The sequence below is a fragment of the Larkinella knui genome, assembly GCF_003858645.1.
Lineage (GTDB): Bacteria > Bacteroidota > Bacteroidia > Cytophagales > Spirosomataceae > Larkinella > Larkinella knui.
Genome location: NZ_RQJP01000002.1, coordinates 417,162 through 443,453 on the forward strand (window position 1 = coordinate 417,162; position 26,292 = coordinate 443,453).

Sequence of the window (26,292 nt, forward strand, 5' to 3'; positions counted from 1 at the left end):
TTCGAAGAGGTGTTTAGTTGAGTATTACGATTCGGCAATGTATTTCGATAATTCGTACAAGGCGTGTTTGAGCGGCAGAAAAAAGTAGGTTTCCCCCAATGCGTCGTTCGGCCGTTGTTCAAAACCCATCCGCGCCAGCATGTAGCTGTCATACAGCCGCCCTCCGCGCGTAATGTCGGCGCCAACGAGGTAGTCGACATACCGTTCGGGCGTCTGAATGTTGTATTCGCTCAGAAAATAGGCAATGTCGCGATCGAGCAGCGTCAGTTCCAGAAACCGCTGCATGTTGTGCAAAACCGAGTGGTGAAACTCCCGTTGCGGGCTCACTTCGCCAATTTTCGTCCGGCGGTATTCGAAGGCAAACTGGGGCTTGGGCTCCTGCCCTTCTTCTTCGGGCGTGGCGGGTTCGTTGCCCCAGTAGCAGGTCGTTTCGCGGTTTTCGTACTGCGCTTTTTCGCCACCGGCATTTTCGTACAAAACCGCTCCGTTGGCCGTCGTCTCCTTCGGGTTATCGGACAGAATCACCTCAAAATCAGGCGGCACCGACTGTTTCGAATACGCTTTGAACAGCATCTTGGTAAATTGAATCAGGCGCGAGCGCGAACCGAGCATCGCCAGATACTGACTCCCCCGGCCGGTAAACGTCAGGTAGCGCGGCAACGCCAGATTGTGCGACTCCAGCAGCTGAACCAGGTGATAGACAATGGCACTGTAATGCAGATACATCACAATCCGCAAGGCCGGTTTTCCGTCCTGAATCGACTGCGTAAACTTGAAGTGGCTGTCGTACTTGAACAGTAAACTGACAATGTCTTCGGCGGTTAGCTCCGGTTTGTTCAGGAACGTGTCCAAAATGGAATCCTCACGGGCGGGCGTCTGGTTGAGCGTCCGGCGGTAGGCCAGGTAATTTTTGACAAATCCGCTGTCTTTCCGGTGCGACGGATGGCCCTGTTCGTCCAAACCGCCCCCCCAAATGTCGTAACCGGCAAACCGAAACGACGTATTCAGGTAGCGCCCCTGCTGTTTCATGAACAGCATGATGTCGGCCGTTCCGCCCCCAATATCCACGTTGACGGTATCGGCAAACGATTTGACGCCATTTTTGACGAGGTAAAAATAGGGCGCCAGCGACTCCGGAACCGGTTTGGCCCGAAAATTATTCGTGGTACCAAATACATTGCGGAAAGCCTGCTCCCACTCGTGAACCAGGTTGTCTTCGGTCACCGCCCGCATGCTCGACGGGGCCAGCCAGACCACACTCGTCTGCTGGATATTTCCCTGATTCAGAATGACTTTGTTACGAATCAGCAGCAACAGAGTTTCAAAAAAGGCACGTACCCGGGGCCGGTTGAGCGTATCGGTCGGCTGGTTTTCAAACAACCATTTCAGGTTCGTGACGTAGTGATTGACGCCCGTGCTGCCTTCTTCCAGATCGATGTTGAAGCCCAGATTGACTTTGGAAAACAGGTTGTTGGTGCTATCGGTAAAACCGCTTTTTTCATAAACCGTCGTCCGAAGCGGGAAAGCAAAGGGCGAACCGAATTCCTTGCCGATAATGGCCGGAATAAACTCACGCCGAACCAGTTGGTCGAGTTGAACAAGCCCGCCAAAACTGACCCGCTTTTCGTATTTATCGTAAATCGTCTGCGCTTCGTAGCCTTCGTACGGTTTGTTGAAGAGCACCATTTGCAGTTCATCCTTGTCGAGCGACGTATTCTGGTCGCTCACGGTCAGCGCTTTGGGTTCCACGTCGCCCATAGCCGCATCCGTGTAGGCGATGTGCGTGTTGGACGTTCCGAAGTCGATGGCAAAGGTGAAGTTTTTATAGCCTTTTTCCGAGATGGTCGTAAACTGTGGCAACACCAGACCCCGGTACGGAATACCGCCCCGCTCGAGCCGGATTTCCATCACGTCGAAAGCCTGCGAAACTTTGTAATAATAGGACGCCGGCAAGGGATCAACTTTGGGCGAACGCGCTTCGGGAGCCGGTACGTTGAGCGGTTTTCCGGCGATGATATTCGGCAGTTCGTAAAATTGAACGGAGTTGTGCGCCCGAAAACCGATGTTCGGGTCGCTGACATCAGCCAGCATCACGTGATACTGGTTCATCTGTTGCAAGTCGGGAACCGTAACGCGGTAGAACGGAAAAAACGCCAGACCTGCCCGAAAATCGATCATCGTTTCCGGTCGGGCCAGGTTGTATTCTTTCCGGAACTCAATGGTGCGGTTGTTCCGAATCGGAATGCGCAGCGTGGCGGTAATGATTTTATCCGTCCCCCGGTGCTCGGCCGAAAGATTGAACTGCTTCTGGACGTCTTCAATCCGGAAAAAATTAAAATACTCTTTCCGAATCGGCAACAAAAACTCACACTCACCGATGGTTCCGGTAAAAAACCGCTTGTTATTGATTTTAAACGGTACCTGAATCAGAAAATCTTCCAGAAAATCGTCGGTTGTCAGGAACGGATACCGCACGTTATCGACGCCCGGCAAATACCGCTCGGCCAGCAAACCCCCTTCGCTGAGGTTGTTGAGCAACGAGCGCATGATCACGGTTTGTGGATTCCAGTTCGTGTTTTTAACATACCGGCCGGCTACATCCATCCGCGACGCCAGCGCCAGCGGTTTCCGAACGTTCGTTGGTGCGCCATTGCGGGACTCCTGCTGGTAATACGATACCGTGGGCTGCATGACGAAATCGCTGTTTTCCTCGATGTCGTCCAGCACGTCGTTTTCGCGGACCTTATACAACGCCAGTCCCGGCAGCACCTGCAACGTCGAGTTGCCCTCGCCACCAATCTGAATCGGCTCAAAATTCGCCAGCGTCGTGTTCGCTTCAATCGGAAGCTGTACGGTATTGTCGAAGAAGGCTTTGTACAAAAACTCGGAAAAACCACCTTTGGCGGGCAGCAAATCCTTGTATTGATCATACAACCGGCGCAGATACGTCACAAAAGCCGTGTCACGGTCTTGCAGTGGCACATATTCGTTCTGAAACAGCGTCCGGCCCGTTGTACTTTTCGGCGGATCGATAAACTTGTTCTGGCGTTCCTGCTCCCAGTTGGGCGAGGTAAAAACCAGTGACAACGGCGACGTTCCGCCGAGCAGCGCGCCTTTGTAATAGATGAGCGTAAACTGCTGAATGGTTCCGAGTTCGTTGCGAAAATCCAGCTCCAGGGCTTTCGCCAGAATCTGGTGCGCATGCCGGACGGTGGTCGACGGGTTGGCCTTTTTGCGCAGGGCTTCCAGCCGTTCGGCCCGGTTCCAGACCCGATACGTCAGATCGGCGCTGTTGCCGGCCTGAAACAACAGTTCCAGCATATCGAGGGCGTGCGAAACCAGCACATGATACAACGACAGTTCGCGGGGAAGCTGGTTGTTTTTGACCATCCGGAAAGCCGTATCGAACAGATACAACCGCGCAAACGGCGACGGAATCGATGTTCCGGCCTTGGCCGCAGCTCCGGCGGCTCCACCAGCCGCTCCGGAAAGCGTGTCGGGAATGTGTTCAATGCGATTGCCCGTCAGACCGGTATGCGAACCCGTCCAATCCTGGTGGTTCTGCTGGCTGACGTTGGGATCATTATCAATTCTGAGTATATGTGGCATGAGTTTCGAAAGATCAAAAAGGGTTATTTCGCGGAGTCAGCGGAGGAAACCAGAGTTAAGCGGAGGAAGAGAACTAAAAACTCCGCTTAACTCTGGTTTCCTCCGCTAACTCTGCGAAACAACGTATTACTTACACACTAGCATCGGACAGTTGCCGGTTAAGGGGGCCGAGTTTTTCGCGGCACTTTTCTGCAACTTCAATCAGCAGCTGCATAAACCGCTTTTCTGGTTCGGGAAAGGGCGTTTGGAAGGTGTTTTCGATCTTCCCGGCCTGATCCCGCAGAAATTTTTCACTGATCCCTTTATCAAAGAAACCGGTTTCAATTCGCTTTGAGCGCACCATCGCATTGAAGTCGTTCGGCATGTCGAACGGGAAGAAAGCCCGGTCGTTCTGCGCCATTTCGTTGAGCCAGTTTTTGAAGTGGTGCGTCATGAAATTTTCCAGCGACGTATAAAACGTATTGGTCCGCAGGTTCTGGGAAAGAGCCAGATTTTTGGCAAAAGCCTCCCCCAGATTCGCCGGAACAAAGTCGGTAAAGAACTTGGTCGCGTAGGCAAACCGGATGAGCGGTTCCAACAAACCGTTGTAGGTCTGGTCATAAAAATGCGGCAGGTCGAGCGTCCGGTCGTTGCGTTTCAGGCCGTATTCAAAATACCGCTTGGCGTCGCTGAATTCCGCATCGGGTTTGTTGGCAAAATCCAGAATGGCCGCTGCCGCCAGCATCTCCACCACGTGGGCGTTGTTGGTCTGCTTCGAACCACCTTCCACGTTGGGATACAGCTTGCTACCGGGCCGGTCGCCGATGTAATAGAGGGCATCCATATTCACCTGCGTCTGGTAATACGAAAGGGCCGCCTTGGTTTTGGACAAAAACCGGTTCTGGTCGATGGCGCTCTGGCTGTTTTCTTCCAGCGCAAAATACGGCATCACCGTCACCGCGCCTTTTTTCGCGTTGCGAATCTGGATTTTCTGACTGGGGTGTTGCAGCAGTTTGACCAGTTGCGGAAAACCGGCCGAGCCCGTTCCCCCAAAAATGGAGCTGATGACAAAAATCCGGTCGGTCTGGTCGTTGAAGGCCCCCGTGAAATATTTGTATACCGCCGAGTCTTCCAGCGCATTGAAAACCACACTGCCGATGTTCGGATTTCCCTTGAAACCCACCGACAGATTCAGCTTCAATTCCGCACTCGTGGGCCGGGCCGAATTGTCATAGAGCAGTTTGAGCAGCTCGCGGTCGATATCGTCCATGTTACTGACACTCAGGAATTCTTCAAAAGTCCCTTCGTGATCGGTCAGTTTGGGCAATACCGAGTCGCCGATTTTCTCCTGTGCATTTTCGGCCTGCAGCGTCCCGAGCGGTTGCAGGGGTGTGGCAAAAAACGTCCGCCGTTCGGTCTGGCTGCCCTGGCTGGCGGCCGTATCTTTATACGCTACCCGGCGAATGGCGCGGTAGAGTTCAACTTCCCGCAAGGCCCGTTCGGTGTCGCCGTTCTGCATATCCATATCGAGCAAAATCGGGATAATGGTCAGGTCGGCGGGTGTTTTAGACCCGGCGGCCAGTAACATGGTCAGTGAGCGAAGGACGCGGGCGCCCGTACCACCAATGCCAAAAAGAAATAGTTTCATAGAAAAAGAGTCGTCTTGAACGGGGATTTCGCAGATTAAGGGATTAAGAGGAAATTCTTCGACTATAAAAGCAGGAACAGGTAATCCTGGTTAAGCCTTTAATCCGCGAAATCCCCGTTCAAGACGATTAGAATGGTGTTCGTTTCGCGAAAATGGAGAACCGTTTTAGAAGTAACGAAAAAACGAAAAAGTAAATTAGTGCGTACAATAAGTTTACGCCCCCGAACCCCTGCATGTAGCTGTCCGTATCTTCGGCGTCGGTTGCATCCAGCGCGAACCAGAGCGCGTATCCATACCCGAAAATCCCGGCCACCACCAACATGATTACCCAATGGGAAGTGCGGTAGAAAACTGACTTCCATCGGCCCAGAATCAGGTAGAATAAGGCCGCCAGACCCAGCGAAAACAAGAGGGTGATCAGGCCAACCGGGGTGAAGATTTCGTCCGCGTAGATAGGATCATTGTTCTGGCCCAGCCAGAGTTCATACAGGGTTACAAACATGGAGATAACGGTTAGTATTTGTGTGTTGTCGCAGAAGAGACGCGATTAATCGCGTCTCTTCTTTTCCATTTCTTAAGGGCAATTTTCCTTACTTTTCCAATTTTAAATTCAGCACCAGAAAATCATTGGTCGACGATTGGTAGGCTTCTTTCACGCCGTTCATGAGATGAACCAGCGCGAAGGTTTTGTTGAACCGGTTTTCGGATGTCCGATCGTCCATCGTTGACCAGCCAGTGGCGTACCAGTCGTCGAAACGCACCGGCAATTTAAGAACAACATCCGCTTTTTCGTCATACAGATTGTCAACCCGAAACGTCAGGACGTGGGTATTCTGGTTGAGCAGTTTCAACTCCCGCTCCTTGATCCGGGTGGTCGAAACTTTTTCTTTTTTCTGTACCGTAATCAGCTTGACCGTGGCATTGGGCGCTGTCACGATCAGGTTTTTCCGGATAAAATCTTCGGCCTGCGCGTACGCCGGTAACCCGTTCAGATTGACCCCAACGGCAAATTCGGCCGGAGCAGACGGTTTTACGGAGAGTTCGGCAAGACCCGCTTTTTCGGCCCGCCACGCCCCTTTTTTATTCAGCGAAAAGAACAAATCAAACTGTTTCAGGGCGCCACTGGCCCCGAAATCCAGTTGTTTGGCGGGCTTCGTGATCATCAACTCGCCCAGTTTTCGGTTCAGATCGCCGACGAGTTCCTGTTTGCCAATAATCCAGATGTAAAAGGGCCGGGATTCGCCCGCCAGTTTGTGTTTGGTATTCTGGTAATCGTAGTAGGTTCCGTTAAAACCGGAGCTATAAGCCAGCACCGTGGCACTGATGCCCTGTTTTTTCAGGCTCGCAAACTGGTCGTTGATCTGGCTTTTGAGAACGCTTTCCGCATTTTGTCGGTTGACCTCGGGGTTCTTTTTGATCTCGGCGTCCGGAAACGACAGAATGCAGTCCGACACCAGCATCGTTACGGTATTTCCCTTCGCCTTTTCGCCGACTTCCTTAAAAATTTTATGCAATTCCGAACTCCGCTCGGTAGCCAGGGGTGTGGTAGCCAGATTGACAACAAACTGATTATAGCCCTCCACAAACGGCTTCGGTTTACCGGCAATGGTCCAGACTTCTACCGGGGCAATCTGGTTCAACTTCGTAACTACTTCAGAAACAGCAACTTTAAAATTTGTTTCTCCTTTCAGGTAGCCGCCCATACTGGCCGAGGTTTCCATAAAAAAAAGGATGTTGCTGATTCCGGCGGGCTTGGCTTCGGGCGGTTTTTCGGTTTTTTTTTCTTTCCGACCGCAACTTTGAACCAGCAGAAGGAGTAGCAGGAATAACAGGCTGTTGGCCCGAATGGGTGGTTGATTCATTAGTGTGTGCACGTCGTAATTTATCTGGTTTGGAAACCGGTTCCCGGCCGGTCATTTCCACGCTAACCCTTTGTGAACTCAGGTTGTTACCCGTTTTTTTGCTTGGGCAGTATATAAACCACCAATAATAAAATGGCTAACACAATTGTGTAAACGTCGGCCACTTTGTCGGCCTGGTAGTGATCGCAGCCTTTCATCAGCAGGCTGGCAAACACTGTACAAACGACGATACCCCAATAATTCGTACGTATGCGCCAGCGGGCAGCTCCCACGCTGAAGTAAATTAGTTCGATCAGCAACAAACCCCCCGCGATGACGGCCCACATGGATTCGACCAGTTTCGGATTCATGCCCCCGCCGTCTTTCCGGGGTTCGCCCCCAATGTTGATCAACAACAGCAAAGCCAGACCCGACAAGGCCATACCAATCCAATTGAGTAGCCCGATCCGGGTAGTCGACGGGGCAGCATAACCGGTTCTGGGCGTTGCTGCCAGCGGTTTTTCAGAAATCGGGGCCGATGCCAGGGGCCTTCGCTCGGGCGGAATGGCAACACCAGTTAGCGGTTTTTCCGGAAAGTCGTACGTCCAGACTTGCCGATAAACCGAATCTCCCTTTCGGAATATATGAACCTGACCACTTGCATCCTTAAACAGCCCGCATTCCGTCAACTCATCGTAATGAATAACACCTCTGTGCATGTATAAATGACGAATTACCGGGAAAGCCGTAAAATTAACCAATTCCCTCAGGAAATGCCATGAATTTTATACGGTTCCATCAATGGTAGGTGTACCTTTGTATTCCTAAAATTGTCAAACTATGCCTGTGCGTTCCTACGGAAATCATTCAAAGCGAGCCACGTCGGACCGGGATCATTCTTTTCGGGGTGATTCGGTGCGCGCTAAAAAACACCTGGGCCAACATTTTCTGAAGGACCTCAGTATTGCCGAACGCATCGCCGGATTGCTTTCCGGCCACAATGGCTACCAAACCGTGCTGGAAATCGGCCCCGGGATGGGCGTTCTGACGCAATACCTGCTGGCAACGGACCTGCCGTTTACGACGCACGTTATCGAGATCGATCCGGAATCCATCGCCTACCTCACCGCGCATTTTCCCATGTTGCGCGGTCGAATTCTGGACGGTGATTTTCTCAAAAAAGATTTATCCGCCCTTTTTCAGGAGCCGGTTGCCATCATCGGTAATTTTCCCTACAACATTTCGTCGCAGATCTTATTTAAAGTACTGGACCATCGGCAGCAGGTGCAGGAAGTCGTTTGTATGCTGCAACAGGAAGTGGCTCAGCGCATTGCGTCACCACCGGGCAATAAAGACTACGGGATTCTGAGCGTTTTGCTGCAGGCTTACTACGACATTCGCTACGAGTTTACGGTGGACGCCAGTGTGTTTTCGCCCCCACCCAAGGTGCAGTCGGGCGTCATCAGTCTCCGGCGCAACCAGGTGGTTGCGTTGCCATGTAACGAGAAGAAATTTGTTCAGGTCGTCAAACAAGGCTTCAACAACCGCCGGAAAACGCTGCGAAATGCGCTGAAACCGTTAAACCCTCCGGAGTCGATGTTGTCTCACCCATTGCTGGATAAACGCGCCGAGCAGTTGGGCGTGGCGGAGTTTGTTCAATTAACCCTATTAATGATGAACGATGAATGAGGAACGATGAATTCAAAAGCCCGTTCATCCATCGTTCATCATCCATCGTTCATCATTCCAGTACATGACTTTCGAGCTTACCAAGGAATACGTAGAGCACATTCAGACGGCCATCGACGCCCACGACGATGCAACGCTGCGGGCCGAAATGGAAGAATTATACCCCGCCGATATCTCCGGAATTCTCTACGAACTCGATACCGACGCGGCCCGGTATCTGCTGGCCTTGCTCGATAAAAAAGTGGGTTCCGAAATTCTGACGAATCTGGAAGTGATCGACCGTCGGGAGTTTCTGCAAAGCTTTACCTCGGAAGAACTGGCCCACTACGTCGATGAAATGGACTCCGATGATGCGGTCGATTTGCTCAACGAGCAGCCGATTCAAACCCGCGAAGAAGTCATTGCGCTCCTGAGCGACCGCGAACAGGCCCGCTTTATTCTTGATCTGCTGCATTACGACGAAGACGTGGCGGGTGGTTTGATGCAAAAGGAGCTGATCAAAATCAACCTCAACACAACGGTCAACCAGTGCATCGAGGAAATCCGGCAACAGGCTGAAAATGTGGAGAATGTGTACTCGGTTTACGTGATCGACGATGCCGATAAACTTCTGGGCCGCGTTTCGCTGAAGAAAATTGTGCTTGCCCGCAAAAACGCCAAAATTGCCGACATCTATGAAGAGGATGTCATTTTCGTCGAAACGTACCGCCCGGTTCAGGAAGTGGCCGAAGTGATGCAACGGTATGATCTTGATGCCGTTCCGGTGGTGAACGTTCAGGGACGGCTTTTGGGCCAGATCACAATCGACGACGTGGTGGACGTCATTACCGAGCAGGCCGAACTCGATATTCAGGCCATTACCGGTATTACCGGCGACGTGGAAGAAGAGGACGATACGATCTGGAAACTCGTCGGCGCCCGTTTGCCCTGGCTGATTGCCGGGGCCGTCGGAAGTCTGATGGCGGCTACGGTGATCAATAACTTCAATACCCAGTTGAGCAAAATCGCGGCTTTGGCGGCTTTTATCCCCATCATTGGCTCAACGGGCGGAAACGTAGGCATTCAAACCGCTTCGCTGATTGTTCAAGGTCTGGCCGAGAAATCCGGATTGAGCGCCACTGTCGGTCAGCGCCTGGCGAAAATGGTTCTGGTAGCACTGGTCAACGGGCTGATCATTGGTTCGCTGGCGGGTTCTTACTGTCTGCTTATTGGCGAACCACGCCTGGTTCCGGTGGTTTCGCTGGCGCTGCTGGCGGTGGTTTTACTGGCTTCGTTTATGGGCACGATCACGCCCATTGCGCTCAACCGCTTCGGCATCAACCCCGCCATTGCTTCGGGTCCCTTTATCACCACCGTCAATGACTTGATCGGTATCGGCGTCTATTTTTTAATTGCCAGTCTGGTGCTCAGTATATAAAAGTATACGGTTTTCGGTGGCTGACGCCTTAGCCTTCGGGAGACATCAACTCGCGTCAGCCACCGAAAACCATAAACTGAAAACCCTAAACCATTTTAGTTGTGATTGCCGTCATCCAACGCGTTTCTGAAGCCTCCGTCACCATTGACGGACACGTAAAAGGCCGGATTGGTACCGGCTTCCTCATTCTGCTGGGCATTACCCACACCGACAGTCGCGAAGACCTCGACTGGTTGAGCAAAAAGATTGTCGGGATGCGAATTTTCAGTGATGCGGATGATAAAATGAATCTGGATCTAAAAACCGTCGGCGGCTCGATCCTGCTCATCAGCCAGTTTACGCTCCACGCCAGCACGAAAAAAGGCAACCGCCCCTCCTTCATCGAAGCCGCCCGTCCGGAGGTGGCCATTCCTCTCTACGAACAAATGATTCAGCAACTTTCGACCGATCTGGGAAAACCAATCGAAACCGGTGAGTTTGGTGCGGATATGAAAGTTGCCCTCATCAACGACGGCCCGGTGACGATCGTCATTGATTCGAAAAACCGGGTCTAGTACCTACGAACGTTACCGTTTTTTGACCATTTCCCGGGTTAAAATCACAATTTCTTAACCCGCTTCAGCATAAGTAAAATCCAATAATCTCCTTTCTTCGCAGCCAAATTGATGATGCGCGATCGAGCAGGTCGTCGCAGCCTCTATTCGCCTAAATCCCGGCCAATACTTCAATAAATGCCGTAACTAGGCATTCAGTTATTCCTATACCTACTTAAGAAGCATCGGAGCCGGCACAAACCAGGACCGTAGCGTAATCATATTTAAAAATCCACATTAGTCAAGAGTAAAATAGTTTAAAATAGCCTTTGTTTAATTACACCAAAAAGTCCGTTTTCAGTAATCCGTTACGAACCAATTCATCTATCCAGCTTTGTATGAAAAACTTCTTCCGAGAAGCCTGTCTCCTGGCGCTGCTCCTGACCAGCAATCTGGTTTCAGGCTACGGCCAGACCCTCGCCTATGCCGGGCAAAAACAACCGGCAGCCGGCTCGAAATCGCTCCTTCAGCCTGCAAAAAATCACCCGAAAAACCCCGTCCTTGCCGACGTCACTATTGAAGGACGCGTGACCGACGGCGAAAAAGGCGACGGAATACCGGGTGTGAGCGTTGTTCTGAAAGGAACCACCAAAGGAACCACGACAAGTGCCGACGGTTCCTACCGCCTGACCGTACCGACGACCGACGCCGTGCTGGTGTTCAGTTTTGTGGGCTACGAGTCGCAGGAAGTGGCCATTGGCAACCGCACCAGCCTCAATGTTTCACTCAAACCGGATACTAAAACACTCAATGAAGTGGTGGTGGTTGGCTACGGAACGCAGAAGAAAGTCAACCTCACCGGTGCAGTCGATCAGATTACGAGCGAGGTGCTCGACAACCGCTCGCTGCCCAACCTGACGCAGGGTTTGCAGGGCACGATTCCGAACCTCAACCTGAGAATGGGCGACGGAAAACCAACGCAATCACCGTCGTATAACATCCGGGGAACGACTTCGATTGGCCAGGGCGGGAATGCGCTGGTGTTGATCGACGGTGTGGAAGGCGATCCGAGTCGGCTCAATCCGAATGATGTAGCCTCGGTATCGGTTCTGAAAGACGCGGCTTCGGCGGCCATTTACGGTGCCCGCGGAGCGTTCGGGGTGGTTTTGATAACGACCAAAAGTCCCACCAAAGACCGCACCAGCGTCACCTATTCGCTGAATCATTCGATCAAAAGCCCGACGAGCGTTCCGGATTTTGTTACCAACGGCTACACGTTTGCCAAAATGTTTAACGAAGGCTGGTCGGCCTGGAACGATTACTCCCAAACTCCCCAGAACGTCAACAAAACCGTGCGGTTTTCACCGGCGTATCTGGCCGAACTGGAACGGCGAAACAACGACCCGAGTCTGCCCAGAACCGAAGTTGACCCCACCACGGGCGAATACGTTTATTACCACAATACCGACTGGTACAAAGAGCTGTATAAGAAGCAGAACAGCGCAACGGAACACAATCTGTCGGTTTCGGGAAGCAGCGGAAAAGCCGACTTCTACGTAACGGGGCGGTATTACAGCCAGGAAGGTTTGTTCCGCTACAACTCCGATGATTACAAGATCATCAGCTTACGCGCCAAAGGCTCGGTCCAGGTGTTTCCGTGGCTGAAAGTTTCCAACAACGCTGACTTTTCGTCCATGAAATACCACAACCCGCTGAACGTTGGCGAAGGCGGCAGTATCTGGCGGAACATTTCGGACGAAGGTCACAACATGTCGCCCATGTTCAATCCGGACGGAACGCTTTCGTATTCAGCGGCTTACACCGTCGGCGATTTCTGGTACGGAAAAAATGGCATCGATACCGACAAGCGGGTATTTCGGAATACCGCCGATTTTGCCACCAGCTTTTTTAACGATCAATTTCGGGTCAAGGGGAATTTTACGTTCCAAAACACGGATAATAATGAATACCGCACCCGCGTTCCGGTGCCGTATAGCCGCAAACCGGGCGTGATCGAATACGTGGGGACCAACACGAACGACCTTCAGAATATTTTCCGGGAAACGCTCTATACGGCCACCAACCTGTATGCCGAATACGAACCGAAAATCAACGCGAACCACTACGTGAAGGTGCTGGCGGGTTACAATTACGAAACGTCGAATTACCGCCGGCTGGAAGCGTTGCGCAACGGGTTGATTTATGAAGACGCGCAGGACATCAACCTGGCGTTGGGACAGGCCATTACAACCTCTGGCGGCATGGAAAAGTGGGCCATTGTCGGCGGTTTTTACCGCTTGAATTACGCCTACAAAGACCGGTATCTGCTCGAAGTCAATGGCCGCTACGACGGCTCGTCGAAGTTTCCGGCCGGTCAGCGGTACGCGTTCTTTCCCTCGGTTTCGGCCGGCTGGCGCGTGATCAACGAGCCCTTCTGGAAAGTTTCCCCCAAGGTTATTTCTGACCTGAAAATCAGAGGTTCGTACGGTTCGCTGGGCAATGGAACGATTGACTCGTATTCGTTTCAGGAAAAATTCTCGATTTCTCAGTCCGGCCGGATTCTGAACGGTGTACGGCCGCAAAAAACCGGTCAGCCGAGTGTAATTCCGGACGGATTAACCTGGGAAACCTCCACGACCTCCGACCTTGGTCTCGATTTGGGCATGCTCAATAACCGCCTGACCCTGACGGCGGATGCTTACATCCGGAAAACCACCGACATGTTCACGGTCGGCATGACGTTGCCGGCGGTTTTCGGAACCGATGTTCCGAAAGGCAACTACGCCGACCTGACCACCAAAGGTTGGGAAGCGGTTTTGGCCTGGCGCGATAAAGCCACCGTTGGCGGCAAGCCATTCGGCTACGAAGTGCGGCTGACGATGGCCGATTACAAGGCGAAAATTGACAAGTTCAACAACCCCAACAAGCGGCTGACGGATTACTACGCCGGTCAGACCGTGGGCGAAATCTGGGGTTATACGACCGAGGGATTTTTTACTTCCGCCGATGACATTAAAAACTCGGCCAAGCAAACGCTCTTCAAAGCCTCGAACACCAACCAGTTGCTGCCGGGCGACATTAAATTCCGGGATATCAACGGCGACGGCGTGATCGATCCGGGTGACAATACCGTCGACAAACCGGGCGACCGCACCATTATCGGCAACTCGACACCCCGCTACACCTACGGAATTATGGCAAGTGCCGACTGGAACAATTTCTTCTTTTCGGCTTTCTTACAGGGCGTTGGCAAGCAGGATTGGTGGCCGGGTTCGGAAGCCGGTATTTTCTGGGGACAATACAATCGGCCATATAACCGCCTGCCAACCTGGCAATTGGGCAATATCTGGTCGGCAGACAATCCAAATGCGTATCTGCCCCGGTATCGTGGCTATGTGGCCCAGAACGGTGCGGGCGAACTGGCCCAGGCCCAGACCAAATACCTCCAAAGTCTGGCTTATCTCCGGTTGAAAAACATCCAACTGGGATATAACCTCCCCAAGCTGTTGATCAGTAAAGCCGGTATGACGAGCGCCCGGGTTTTTGTTTCGGCCGAAAATTTCTGGACGTGGGCTTCACTCTACAAACTCACGAAAGACCTGGACGTGGAAAGTGCTACCGCTTCCGACCGCGTATTGACAGACGGCAACAGCGGAAACGGCAACAACTATCCGATTTTGAAGAGTTTCACGATGGGCCTGTCCGTTACGTTTTAACCTCACAACCAGCAACACAATGAAATTACAACATATCAGTCTTTTTCTGGCCGGTTTGCTTTTCGCCGGGTGCAGCGAGTTGGAGCAGATTCCGGAATCCACAGCCTCCAAAAATTCTGTTTTCAGCAGTGAAAAGGGGCTCGAATTATACGCCAATTCATTTTACGATAACCTGCCTTCGGCCAACGACATCATTCGGAGCGACGAAATGGCCGATTTTGCGGCCCGGACGCAGGTCCCGGATTTGATTCGGGAAGGAGCCTATGGGCCGCGCCAAAGTTCCGGCTGGTCGTGGACGGCTTTGCGGAACATCAATTATTTCATTGAAAACACCACCAATCCGGCCATTCCGGCCGACGTTCGGCGGCATTACATCGGTCTGGCCCGGTTTTTCCGAGCTTTCTTTTACTTCGATAAAGTGAAGCGGTTTGGCGATGTTCCCTGGATTAACAAAGCGATGACTGTCACGGATCAGGATTTGTACAAAGGCCGGGATTCACGCGTCATGGTGATGGATTCGGTGCTGGCCGACTTGAATTATGCAACGCAAAACATCCGTACGACCTCCGACAATTCCCGCACTCTGATCACGAAATCCGTGGCCCAGGGTTTCAAATCCCGGGTGTGTCTGTTTGAAGGCACCTTCCGGAAATACCAGACATCGTATAAGCTCGAAGGAACCGCCGACAAATGGCTGACCGAAGCTGTCACTGCCGCCGAAGCGGTGATGAAAGACGGCGGTTTTACGTTGAACGAAGCCGGTGGAACCGATAAAGCCTACCGGCAACTGTTCATCAACAAGACGCCGGTAACGAACGAAATCATGCTTTCCGCCGTCGTCGATCCCGCTTTGAGCGTTTTCAACGACGCCAACTGGTGGTGGACGAGCGCCACCTACGGCGCCCGCGTCAGCCTGACCCGCACGTTTGTCAACACGTACCTGAACCTCGACGGAACGCCATTTACCAGCAAGCCGGGTTACAAAACCCTCACCTTTATGGAGGAGGTGAAAGGCCGCGACAAACGGCTGCCGCAAACCATCCGCTCGGGCAATTATACCCGGATCAATGGCGGAACGGTTGAGCCCGCGCCCCCGGTATTTTCGTACACCTACACCGGCTACATGCCGATCAAATGGACCCTCGACGACACGTATGCGGACGGCGGAACCCGGAACGACAACTCCATCTCGACCATGCGCTACGCCGAAATTTTATTGAACTACGCAGAAGCCAAGGCCGAGTTAGGTACCTTTACCGACGCAGACTGGACCAAAACAATTGGTGCGTTGCGGAAACGGGCCGGGATTACGGGCGGTCTGACGGCCAAACCGACGGTGGCCGATCCGTATCTGCAAGCCAATTATTTCCCCGGTATTTCGGACCCGGCGCTGTTGGAAATCCGGCGCGAACGGGGCATCGAACTGGTGCTGGAAGGCTTCCGGTTTCCGGATCTGATTCGCTGGAAACGCGGGGAACTGATGGAGCAGGTCTGGAACGGTTTCTATGTTCCGGCACTCGATAAACCGCTGGATTTGAACGAGGACGGCAAAAACGACGTGGTTTTCTATAAAGTAAAACCGGCGACGCAACTGGCGGGCGTTACCTACATCAACGTCGCCGAAACCGTCAACGGTGTTCCCAATCCGCAACGGTTATCAAACGATACGTCCGGCGAACTGACCTGGCTGAGCAACATTCCGCGGAAATGGAATGATAAATATTACCTCTACCCCATCCCGGAAAACGACCGGCTGCAAAATCCGGCCATTGGGCAAAATCCGGGGTGGTGAGTTAGTACACAGAGTTAATCAGAGGACATCAGGGTTAATCAGAGTTTTACTCTGTGTACCTCTGATTAACCCTGATGTCCTCTGATTAACTCTGTGTAACAGTCTTTTAAAATTAACTTCAAAAAATGAAACGAACGATCCTAATCCTGCTTTGTAGCCTCCTGATTATCCAGGACGGTTTTTCCCAGAAAGACACCCCGATTACCATTGCCACGTACAACATCCGTTACAACACTAAAAACGACGGCGTCAATGCCTGGCCCAACCGCAAGGAAGAAGTAAAGGCCCTGATCCGTTTCCACGAGTTCGATATTTTCGGTACGCAGGAAGGCTTGCGGGAGCAGTTGGACGGAATTGCTGAACTACCCGAATTTGCGTTTTTCGGCGCGGGTCGTGACGATGGCAAACAGGCCGGGGAGCATTCGGCGATTTTCTACAAAAAAGACCGCTTCGACATCCTGAAATCCGGTAATTTCTGGTTGAGCGAAACCCCCGACAAACCCGGTAAAGGGTGGGACGCTACCTGCTGCAACCGCATCTGTTCCTGGGTGCAGTTCCGGGACAAAACGACGAAAAAGAAATTCTACTTTTTCAGTGTTCACTTCGATCATCAAGGTGTGGAAGCCCGTCGGCAATCCGGCAAACTGATGGTGCAGAAAATTCAGGAAATTGCGAAAGACGAGCCCGTGGTGCTGGTGGGTGATCTGAATTCAACCCCGGAAACGGAACAGGTCCACACCCTGGAAACCCTCCTGAGCGACTCCTATAAAGTAACCGCCCAGCCGCCATACGGTCCCGTTGGCACCTTCAACAGCTTCAAGTTCGATGCGCCAATGAAAAACCGCATTGATTATATTTTCGTCAAAAAGGGCATCGACGTGCTGAAATACGGCGTTTTGACCGATTCAAAAGAACAACGGTATCCGTCCGACCACCAACCGGTTGTGATCAAAGCCGTTATCCATTAACTTGGGCATTTCATTCGTTTGTGCCTAGTTATGTCTGCAACCAACGTATACGGTAATCCTTTGGAGTGCTGCTGCAGGAGCCCGGTAACCGGTTTTTTTCGCGACGGTTTTTGTCGTACCGATGAACAAAACCAGGGACAACACCTGGTTTGCGCCATTATCACCCGGCAATTTCTGGAGTTTTCCCGCAACCGCGGCAATGATCTGATGACGCCCCGGCCCGAGCTCCGTTTTCCCGGTTTGAAACCCGGCGACCGCTGGTGTCTGAACGCCCTGCGCTGGCGGGAAGCGTTCGACGCGGGAGTGGCTCCGCCGGTTTTACTGGCCAGTACGCACCAGCGCGCGCTAAACTATGTAACCATGGATATGTTGCGCGAATTGGCCTTTGAAGAATAAAATTCTGAATACAAAACCGCCGGACTATCGCATCGATGGTCCGGCGGTTTTGTGTAATTCCCTCGCGAAAAGCTTCCGATTCGTTTTTACAAACGTTCACCAAATCCCGTTACGTCCAGTATAATATGGGTGCTTCGGGAAACCGCTTCCGCCATTCATCGTAGAAAAACGAACGCAGGGTCTTCATTTCGTCGGTCGGATACACGTATTTGACCCCGCCGAACTTATTCCGTTTCTGGGCGCGACCCGCTTCATCCAGGTCCAGACTCGTGTTGGGATACCAGTCCAGCAAGACCTCCTTGCTCCCGGCTGTAAACCGGTGGGTGATGAACTCCACCGTCAGATCACAGTCGAAATCGAGCGCAGCCGCCAGCCGGTCGAGCAGGTCTGAATAGTGGTCCCGCCAATCCGTCATCGGCATGATGGGTGCCAGCACGACACCAACCGGATACCCTCCCCCGCCCTGCTGACGCGGCAATGCCAGCTTCCGCAGCGCCTGCAACCGGGCTTCTACCCGGGCCGTACCGCCTTCCAGCCGCCGGGCAATGGCTTCGGTATTCAAACTAATCCGGGCGCGGGTCCGGCCATGATGGGGCAGATCGAGCAGCGATTCAACCTGATCGTATTTGGTCACAAACCGCAGCTGGGCCTCCGGGCGCCCTCCGAAATACCGGATGCATTCGGCTAAACTGCCCGTTAAGTGCTCGATCCCAATGACATCGGTATAGCAGCTAACTTCAAAAGTCGTCAGTTTACCCGCCCGTTCGTAAGCCGCCGTATTGGCCAGCATGTGAGGCAAGTTGGCGTAAACCCGCGTTACCGGCGGCCCCTGCAGGCTGCCTGCCAGGTAACAATACTGACAATGTGCCGGGCAACCTTCGGCCAGGTTCATCTGCCAGTCGGCAGAAGGTGGAATGGGTTGCAGACGAAAAGCGCCCGGCGGTGCCTTGACAACGGCCAGGGTATTTTTAGCATTTCGGTAGGTTTCCCGTTCATCCGCCCCGCGCAGGCTGGTGATCCGGTTGGTTTTCAGAATTTCAAAGGGTAAGTTCAGCGTGACGATTCGCTCATAAATCTGCTGGCCAAACGGCTCTTCCAGCGCATCCGGCGTAAACAAAACCCGCTTGGGCAACCAGAGACGAGCTGTTGAACGCTGCGGAAAACGGGTCGGATTAAGGTCGGTAGAAAAGGTTGGCTGGGTAGGCATGAAAGATCCGAAGTTCTTCTTTTAGTATACGATTGATGAAGTATCTCTTGTATTAAAAGAACAAAATCCACCCTCGTAAAATTCTAGCTAACGAAACAAATACCCAATAATTAGATACTGATTATCAGCACCTTAAACTTTTTTTATTCAACTAAATTCACAGGCTACCAGAAACAAAAAACGGAACCTATGGATCATAGATTCCGTCTCTTTTCTACCGTTTTTTGGTCTGAATCAATACCCCGGATTCTGTTTCACTTTCGAGGGATTGATGTCGATCTGGCTCTGCGGAATGGCGAACACCAGGTTGGTTTCTTTCAGGTCGGTTTTGATACCAATGGCCGCAGCTTTGGCCCGCATCACTTCCAGCGCCCGCCCGGTCCGTACCAGATCGAACCAGCGGTGACCTTCGAACGCGAGTTCAACGCGCCGTTCCTGCTCGATTGCCAAACGCATGGCGGCTTGCGTACCCGCTTCCGTGGCGGTTTTGGCCGCTAGTCCGGCCCGCTGGCGAATGCGGTTCAGGAACGGCAATGCATCGGCGGTTTTCCCGGTTTCATTCAGCGCTTCGGCATACATCAACAAGACATCGGCGTAGCGCAAAACCGGCCAGTTGTCTTCCGAGTCATTATTGATGACCGGCGGATCTTTGTATTTCCGAATAAAGTTATAATCCACTTTTACGCCACTGGCGTTGGTGTAGCTCGTTGCCAGCGACACATCTTTCCGCAAATCGCCGGGTTCGTAAGCCGCCACCATATCCGCCGTCGGCTGGTTGTTACCCCCACCCCCAAACTGAATAACCGCATTACCCGAATTTTCGGGGGCGTATTGATTGGCAAAATTACTCCCTTCGCCGATGCTGCCTTTCTTATACTGCACATCAAAAATGGACTCTTTGTGGTTTTTGGCCGATGCCAGAAAGACGTTGGCATAGCTGGGCAGCAAATCATACGTTCCAGCGTCGATCACCTCTTTCAGTTTGGCCGCGGCATCGGCGTATTTCTTTTGGGTCAGATACACTTTACCCAACAGCGACTTGGCCGCTCCGCGCGTGGCCCGGCCCACGTCGGCTCCGGTATAACTCACCCCCAGAACGCCTTCCGCATCGGTTAAATCCTTGACAATCTGGGCGTACACATCCGCCACCGGAGCCCGGGCGTATTCATACCCTTCCTGGGGATCAACGATTTCCTTGACCACCAGCGGCACATCGCCAAACACGCGAACGAGGTTGAAATACATCAGCGCACGCAGAAATTTGGCTTCACCGACGATTCGTTTTTTCTGGTCTTCGTTCATGCTCACCCCCGCGCTCCGGTCGATGATGGCGTTGCAGCGGTAAATTCCCCGGTAGCCGTCGCTCCAGCGGGCGGCCACATACGGGTTGGTAGTTCGAATATAAAATTTATCGAACTCGTCCTGATCCGTCACCGAACCGGACAAGACCGGCCGTGTATCGTCGGACGGGATTTCCGAAACCACGTAGAACTGACCATATTGCCCATTGAATTGGAGGGCACCGTATGCCCCGTTCAACGCGTTCAGCAGATCGGAACCGGTTTTATAAAAAGTGGCCGTACTGGCTTGAGAAATAGGCGATAAGGCCAAAAATTCATCCTTACAGCTCGTCAGCGCGAGGCTAAAAAAGATGGCAACTAAGTATTTCCGTTTCATGGAAGTTTGAGAATTAAAGACCGATGTTTACGCCAATCGTGTACGTCCGGGCCAGCGGGTAACTGCCGTAATCGACTCCGCCGGTCAGCGGGCCTTCGTACCCACTTACTTCCGGATTGTACCCCAGGTATTTCGATACCGTCAGGACGTTTTGCACCCCGCCATACAACCGCAGGCTTTGCACTTTAACGCGTTGAATCAGCGTTTTCGGCAGGTTGTAGCCCAGCGTAATGTTCCGGATGCGGAAATAGCTGGCATCTTCCACCCAGCGCGACGAGATGGCGTTGTTGTTCCCTGTCGAACGCGTGTTGGCGCGGGGCGTGGTGCCATCGCCGGGCTGCTGCGCCGACTGCCAGCGGTTGAGCACCGTGGTCAGCGAGTTGGCATTGCCTTCGAGGTTTTCGTAAAACCGGCGCGACAGATTCAGAATGGTAGCACCCTGCACGCCCTGAATAACGACGCCCAGATCGAAACCCTTGAAGCTGAAGCTGTTGGTAACGCCGTAAATAAAGTCCGGCTGGTTATTGCCGATCAGGGTGCGGTCGTTGGCGTCCACTTTTCCATCCTTGTTGACGTCTTCGTACTTGACATCACCAGGCCGCGTATCGGCAAAGTGCGGATAGGCATCCAGTTCCGCCTGGCTCTGGAAAATACCGAGTTGCTTGTAGCCGTAAAAACTGCCCAACGGTTCGCCGATGACCGTGATGTTCGACTCCCCAACGCCCGTGCCGCTGCGGATCGGGTCGCCTGTTGGCCCGAGTGCCAGCACTTTGTTGCGGTTGAACGAGAAGTTGAGGTCGGTGGTCCAGGTAAACGCGCCGGTCAGATTCCGGGTGTTCAGCGCCACTTCCAGCCCTTTGTTTTCAACCTTCCCGATGTTCTTGACGGCCGATGAAAAACCGGTCAGCGTCGGTACCTGCACCGCCAGCAGCAGATCGGTCGTGATGCGTTTGTAGTAATCCACCGTCAGGAATAGGCGGTTGCTCAACACGCCCAGTTCCAGCCCGATGTCGGTTTGGCGGCTTTTTTCCCAAGTCAGGTTGTCGTTCCCGATGGAATTGACGGCCAGTCCGTTCGCCAGTGCGCCACCCAGCACGTAATTGTCCGGGCCTAACAACCCCAGCGACGGGTAATTGCTGGTGAAGGCGTTGTTACCCGAAATACCGTAGCTGGCTTTAAGTTTCAGTTCCGAAACGATGCGGTTATTTTTCAGGAACGACTCTTCCGACACCCGCCAGCCCACAGAGCCCGAGGGAAAGGTTCCCCAGCGGCTCTTGCTGCCAAACCGCGACGAGCCATCCCGCCGGAAGGAAGCGTTGGCCAGATACCGATCCTTGTAGGAATAGGCAACCCGCCCGAAATACGACGCCAGCGACCACTGATCGCTGAAATTACGCGACGAATTGGTACCGATAATCGTTCCGGCATTGACCGTCCGGACAATGTCGTTCGGGAAATTATTGGCATCGATCCGACTGCGTTCAAAATCGTTTTTCTGACTTTCCAACCCCACCAGAACCTCCAGGCGCTGGGCTTCACCGATCTGTTTCTGGTAGTTCAGCGTGTGGTTGGTCACCCAGTTAAGTTCCTGAGCGGTTTCAGAATAGGCGGCATTGGCGGTTGGCGGCAACAACTGGTTGAGGGGCAGCGCCGATGTCTGGTAGTAATTCTGCCGCGTTTGCCGCACGTCGCCACCGATGGTTCCGCGGTACAGAATACCAAACGGCAGTTTCACCTCCGCATAGGCATTTCCCAGCAGCCGGGTGGTGCGGAGTTTGTTGTCGATTTCGTAGATATTGGCAACCGGGTTGGTAATACCGGGCCAGTCGTAGGGAGCCGCGTAGAAAGCCTGGGAGTTATAAACCGACGTTCCCGGCTGGTAAATCGGAACGAACGGCGGCAGACTCAGGGCGGCATTGATCACCCCGTTGTTGGCCCAGTGTCCATCGGTATTGACCCGGTCTTCGATTGAAAACGACGGGCTCAGGCTGATTCCCATTTTCAGGTACGACGTCACCTGCGCGTCGATGTTGGTACGAACCGTATACCGGTCGATGCCCGAGCGTTTGACGATACCGTTCTGTTTCAGGTAATTGCCCGAAACCATATACTGCACTTTTTCGCTGCCGCCCGAAGCCGTTAGCTGGTAGCTGCTGATGGGCGCGTTCTGGAAAATCATATCCTGGTAATCGTAGGTCGGCAGGCTGCCCGGATTATCGAAATTCACCCCGCCAATCTCACCCCGCGGATACCGATACCGCTGACCAGCCGCCCGAACGCTGTTGGGATCGTCGATTTTCGAGCCCGGTACCCGTTCGAGATAGGCGGTATTGAAGGCTTCTTTGGAGAATTCGGCAAACTGCTGCGAATTCAGCATATCCATTTTCTTGGTAATCTGCTGAACGCCGGTGTAGTAATCCAGACTCAACCGCGACTGGCCCGACTTGCCGCGTTTGGTCGTCACCACCACCACGCCGTTGGCCCCCCGCGAACCGTAAATGGCGGTTGCCGAGGCATCTTTCAGAATGTCGATTTTGTCGATATCGTTCGGATTCAGCAGGTTCAGTCCCCCGCCGTTGGCCAGATCGCCCGAGTTCAGCGGTTGTCCGTCGATGACCACCAACGGCCCGTTTCCGGCGCTGATCGAACCCAAACCCCGGATTTTGATGGATGGGCTGTTGCCCGGCGCACCCGTACTTTGCTGAATCAATACACCCGGCAGACGGCCCGTCAACCCCTCCACAATGTTGGGAACCGGCTGGTCTTTGATGCTTTTGGTGCTGATCGACGCAATCGAGCCGGTGACGTCGCGCTTTTGCTGCGTGCCGTAGCCCACCACCACAATCTCATTCAGCGTCTGATCGGACTGTTTCAGCGTAAGGTTGATCGTCGACTGGCTGCCCACCGGCACTTCCTGCGTTTGATAGCCAATAAAGCTGAAAACCAGTGTCCCGCCTTCGTTCGGGATGGAAAGGGTATAGTTGCCCGCGGCATCGGTCGTTGTTCCGCGCGTCGTGCTTTTCAACGCCACGCTGACACCGGGCAGTCCGTCGGCGGTTTCCTCCGCCGTGACGCGGCCCATCACCCGGCGTTCCTGCACGGCGACTTCCACCGACTGGCGCATGGCGAGTGCCGCCGGAATGGCCAGGTTCAGGCGGTCATCCGGCATCAGGCCCGACCGAATTTGCACCAGCTGATTGGCTTCCAGCGGAGCCACAAACGGCGCCAGTCGGCTCGTCGCTTCGTCGGCTTCCACGATGACGTAATACCGGTCGTCCACTTTGCGAAACGTCAGGTTACTCGGTTTCAGGACGGCTTTCAAAACCGCTTCGCGGTCGACGGTCGCAGGCAGCGGCAGGCTGACGGTTTTATCCAGCAGCAGTTTACGCTGAAACGCGAATTTTATCCCGTATTTCAGTTCAAGCTCGTGCAGCACATCGCTCAACGCCCGCACGGTCGGGTTTCGGTTTTGAAAAAATTCCTGCTTCAATCGGGACTGCTGGGGCACCGAAGTCGATGCCAGCATCTGCGCTTCCGCCGTGGTCGTCAGACACCACAGGCTCAAAATCGCCAGTCGGATCATGGTTGGTAGGGGTTTGTTCATTGTTGTAATTGGGATAATTCGATCTGATTTTCCTTTTTCGTAATTTTTAAGTGGAATGCCGCGGAGAGCATCCGCAGCACTAATTCGGGCCGGTTGGCCTGTACCGTTGCCGAAAACCGCTCGTTGAGGAGCTTTTTGTTGGAAATGGACACCGTAAGGCCGTATTCGTCGTTCAGCCGCTGAACAATCTCGCTCAGCCGCTCATCGTCCAGCACCAGCAGATTGTCGCGCCAGGCCACGTACCGATCCGCATCGACCCGGGCCCGGCGGATGGCGCTTTTGCCGTTCGTCGTCTCCACCAGATCACCCGGCTCCATCAAAACATCGGGTTGTTTTTGTACATTCACTCTCACTTTTCCCTCCTGCAACACGACCTGCGTGCGGGTTCGGCGGGTGTTTACGTTGAAGCGCGTTCCCAACACCACCACGTCGGCAGCGCCGGTATGCACCACAAACGGCATGCGTTGGCCCAACGGTTTTTTGCTGACGTCAAAAAAAGCTTCGCCCGTCAGCCGTATATCCCGACGGCCTTCGGTTTGCCAGTCGACCGCCATCTGCAACGTTGAATTGGCGTTTAACGTCACCACGGAACCGTCCGGCAAAGTCACCGTCCGGATCTGGCCGTAAGCGGTTTTGTATTCAATCGGGGAAGCGGTCCGGTTATAAAACCACCAACCCAGACCAGCCAGGAGCACCAGGGAAACCGAAGCCGCATACCGGAACAAAACCGGCCTGAAAAACACCCGTTTTGGCTCCGGCTGCTGCTCGATCTGTTTTTGCCGAAGCCGCTGAAAGGAAGCCTGTACGTCTGTTTCGGAAATCGGATGCCAGGTGGATTCCAGACCACCCACCAGCAGTCGGGCCTGCTCGATAGTGGCTTGCTGGTACGGATAAAGCGCTTTAACCGACGCCCAGAACTGATTCCGTTCCGGTGTCGGATTCAGAATCCAGGCCCGAAAATCGGGGTCACGGGCGAGGTCAATGGTTTCAATCGTAGCGTAGTGTTCCTGCAGTTTCATGCCGTGTTTAAGGGTCAATCAACTGTAAGAGTAAGAAGTGGGGGCTTTGTAGTAGGCAGGAAAGAAAAAATAGCAGAAAAATCTTGTCACTACTTTTCAAATAGCCCGATCAACAGCAGCAGCACCGGCCAGTTGGGTTGCAGGCGCTTGCGAAGGGCGGTCAGCGCCTGATACAATTGGGTCCGGGCGGTATTGTAGGTAATGCCCATGACGGCGCAGATTTCATCGTAACCCAAATCGGTAAAATAGCGCAGATACAGGACTTCCTGCTGCCGGGGCGACAAGGTGGCGAAGGCCGCCTGAACCTGTTCCTGCTGTTCCTGATTCAGCCCGTCCTCCACCAGCCGTTCCTCAGCCGAAGGTTCGGGGGACAATAATCCGAATAGTTCTCCGACATCGGTTTCGGCAAACCGGCGTTGCCGCTCGGCGAGTTGGTTGACCAGCCGGTTTCGGAACGATCTGAGCAGATAGGATTGCACGGACTGCGGTTGCGTCAGCGTTCGGCGGTAATTCCACAAGTCGATGAACACGTCGTGAATCGCATCTTCCGCCGTGGCGACATCGGCCCCGAAGCGCCGGCCGTAATTCATCAGATGCCGGTAATGCGCCGAATATAAAGCCGCAAAAGCCGACTCACTTCCCTCGCGGAAAGCATTCCAGCGGATCAGGTCGTTGGTGGAGTCGGGTCGGGTGTTCATTACGGGTCTATCAACTACCTACGAAAGAAAGTTGATGGACAAACTTAACCGATTCCCGCAAAAATTGGTATTATTTACGGATAAATTTGCTTAGTTGACACCTGACAGGTCTTTAGGATTTGTCAGGTATCAATAGCGAACCCAACACAACAACCGATATGACCCTACGCGAAGCCCAGGATACCGTCGATGAGTGGATCAAAACCGTCGGCGTCCGCTACTTTAACGAACTCACCAACCTGGCCATGCTGACCGAGGAAGTCGGCGAAGTGGCCCGGATCATTGCCCGGCGCTACGGCGAGCAGTCGGAAAAAGAATCGGACAAGACGAAGGATCTGGGCGACGAAATGGCCGATGTGCTGTGGGTCCTGATCTGCCTCGCCAACCAAACCGGTGTTGATCTTACAGCGGCTTTTCAGAAAAACATGGAAAAGAAAAGCATCCGGGATGCGACGCGGCATCTGGATAATGAGAAACTGAAATGAAGAGGTTGTTTCGC

18 protein-coding genes are annotated in these 26,292 nt (G+C 53.3%); 8 read left to right on the forward strand and 10 right to left on the reverse strand.

The window, feature by feature from the left end; all coding sequences use genetic code 11:
• Positions 1-24: 24 nt before the first annotated feature.
• The 5 genes from EHT87_RS10680 to EHT87_RS10700 form a co-directional block, all read right to left on the reverse strand.
• A complete protein-coding gene (locus EHT87_RS10680) occupies positions 25-3,609 on the reverse strand; it encodes a hypothetical protein (RefSeq protein WP_124906616.1) in 3,585 nt (1,194 codons plus the stop codon).
• Positions 3,610-3,739: 130 nt separating this feature from the next.
• Positions 3,740-5,236 (reverse strand): hypothetical protein, encoded by a 1,497-nt coding sequence (locus EHT87_RS10685; RefSeq protein WP_124906617.1) that lies wholly within the window; start codon positions 5,234-5,236, stop codon positions 3,740-3,742.
• Positions 5,237-5,363: 127 nt separating this feature from the next.
• A complete protein-coding gene (locus tag EHT87_RS10690; RefSeq protein ID WP_124906618.1) occupies positions 5,364-5,738 on the reverse strand; it encodes a hypothetical protein in 375 nt (124 codons plus the stop codon).
• Positions 5,739-5,826: 88 nt separating this feature from the next.
• Positions 5,827-7,098, reverse strand: coding sequence for a hypothetical protein (locus tag EHT87_RS10695; RefSeq protein ID WP_124906619.1), 1,272 nt, complete (start codon positions 7,096-7,098; stop codon positions 5,827-5,829).
• 86 nt (positions 7,099-7,184) lie between these two features.
• On the reverse strand, positions 7,185-7,796 hold the full coding sequence (locus EHT87_RS10700) for a hypothetical protein (protein ID WP_124906620.1): 612 nt from the start codon (positions 7,794-7,796) through the stop codon (positions 7,185-7,187).
• Positions 7,797-7,917: 121 nt separating this feature from the next.
• Here EHT87_RS10700 and rsmA point away from each other — a divergent pair, with 121 nt between their 5' ends.
• The 7 genes from rsmA to EHT87_RS10735 all read left to right on the forward strand — a co-directional run bounded on the left by rsmA (position 7,918) and on the right by EHT87_RS10735 (position 17,588).
• On the forward strand, positions 7,918-8,766 hold the full coding sequence (gene rsmA / locus EHT87_RS10705) for a 16S rRNA (adenine(1518)-N(6)/adenine(1519)-N(6))-dimethyltransferase RsmA (protein ID WP_124906621.1): 849 nt from the start codon (positions 7,918-7,920) through the stop codon (positions 8,764-8,766).
• Positions 8,767-8,830: 64 nt separating this feature from the next.
• The gene (gene mgtE, locus EHT87_RS10710; RefSeq protein WP_124906622.1) at positions 8,831-10,183 is read left to right on the forward strand and encodes a magnesium transporter; all 1,353 of its coding nucleotides are present in this window, start codon (positions 8,831-8,833) and stop codon (positions 10,181-10,183) included.
• Between the two features lie 101 nt (positions 10,184-10,284).
• The gene (gene dtd, locus EHT87_RS10715; protein WP_124906623.1) at positions 10,285-10,737 is read left to right on the forward strand and encodes a D-aminoacyl-tRNA deacylase; all 453 of its coding nucleotides are present in this window, start codon (positions 10,285-10,287) and stop codon (positions 10,735-10,737) included.
• A 377-nt stretch (positions 10,738-11,114) separates the two neighbouring features.
• Positions 11,115-14,432, forward strand: coding sequence for a SusC/RagA family TonB-linked outer membrane protein (locus EHT87_RS10720; protein ID WP_124906624.1), 3,318 nt, complete (start codon positions 11,115-11,117; stop codon positions 14,430-14,432).
• 19 nt (positions 14,433-14,451) lie between these two features.
• Positions 14,452-16,224: a RagB/SusD family nutrient uptake outer membrane protein gene (locus tag EHT87_RS10725; RefSeq protein ID WP_124906625.1), complete on the forward strand. Its 1,773-nt coding sequence runs from the start codon at positions 14,452-14,454 to the stop codon at positions 16,222-16,224.
• Positions 16,225-16,349: 125 nt separating this feature from the next.
• Positions 16,350-17,192 carry an endonuclease/exonuclease/phosphatase family protein gene (locus EHT87_RS10730; protein ID WP_124906626.1) on the forward strand — a complete coding sequence of 281 codons (843 nt, stop codon included), beginning with the start codon at positions 16,350-16,352 and terminating at the stop codon, positions 17,190-17,192.
• A gap of 30 nt (positions 17,193-17,222) precedes the next feature.
• Entirely contained in the window at positions 17,223-17,588 is a 366-nt protein-coding gene (locus EHT87_RS10735) for a DUF2237 family protein (RefSeq protein ID WP_124906627.1), read from the forward strand.
• 109 nt (positions 17,589-17,697) lie between these two features.
• On the opposite strand, the gene EHT87_RS10740 is transcribed toward EHT87_RS10735, so the two are convergent.
• The 5 genes from EHT87_RS10740 to EHT87_RS10760 form a co-directional block, all read right to left on the reverse strand.
• Entirely contained in the window at positions 17,698-18,795 is a 1,098-nt protein-coding gene (locus EHT87_RS10740; RefSeq protein WP_124906628.1) for a spore photoproduct lyase family protein, read from the reverse strand.
• 234 nt (positions 18,796-19,029) lie between these two features.
• Positions 19,030-20,472 (reverse strand): RagB/SusD family nutrient uptake outer membrane protein, encoded by a 1,443-nt coding sequence (locus EHT87_RS10745; protein ID WP_124906629.1) that lies wholly within the window; start codon positions 20,470-20,472, stop codon positions 19,030-19,032.
• Between the two features lie 13 nt (positions 20,473-20,485).
• A complete protein-coding gene (locus EHT87_RS10750; protein WP_229320987.1) occupies positions 20,486-24,076 on the reverse strand; it encodes a SusC/RagA family TonB-linked outer membrane protein in 3,591 nt (1,196 codons plus the stop codon).
• Positions 24,073-25,095, reverse strand: a complete 1,023-nt coding sequence (locus tag EHT87_RS10755; protein ID WP_124906630.1) for a FecR family protein — start codon at positions 25,093-25,095, stop codon at positions 24,073-24,075. Before EHT87_RS10755 ends, EHT87_RS10750 begins: the two co-directional genes overlap by 4 nt.
• Before the next feature lie 89 nt (positions 25,096-25,184).
• Positions 25,185-25,793 carry an RNA polymerase sigma factor gene (locus EHT87_RS10760; RefSeq protein ID WP_124906631.1) on the reverse strand — a complete coding sequence of 203 codons (609 nt, stop codon included), beginning with the start codon at positions 25,791-25,793 and terminating at the stop codon, positions 25,185-25,187.
• Between the two features lie 158 nt (positions 25,794-25,951).
• Here EHT87_RS10760 and EHT87_RS10765 point away from each other — a divergent pair, with 158 nt between their 5' ends.
• A complete protein-coding gene (locus EHT87_RS10765) occupies positions 25,952-26,278 on the forward strand; it encodes a nucleotide pyrophosphohydrolase (protein ID WP_124906632.1) in 327 nt (108 codons plus the stop codon).
• Positions 26,279-26,292: the final 14 nt, after the last annotated feature.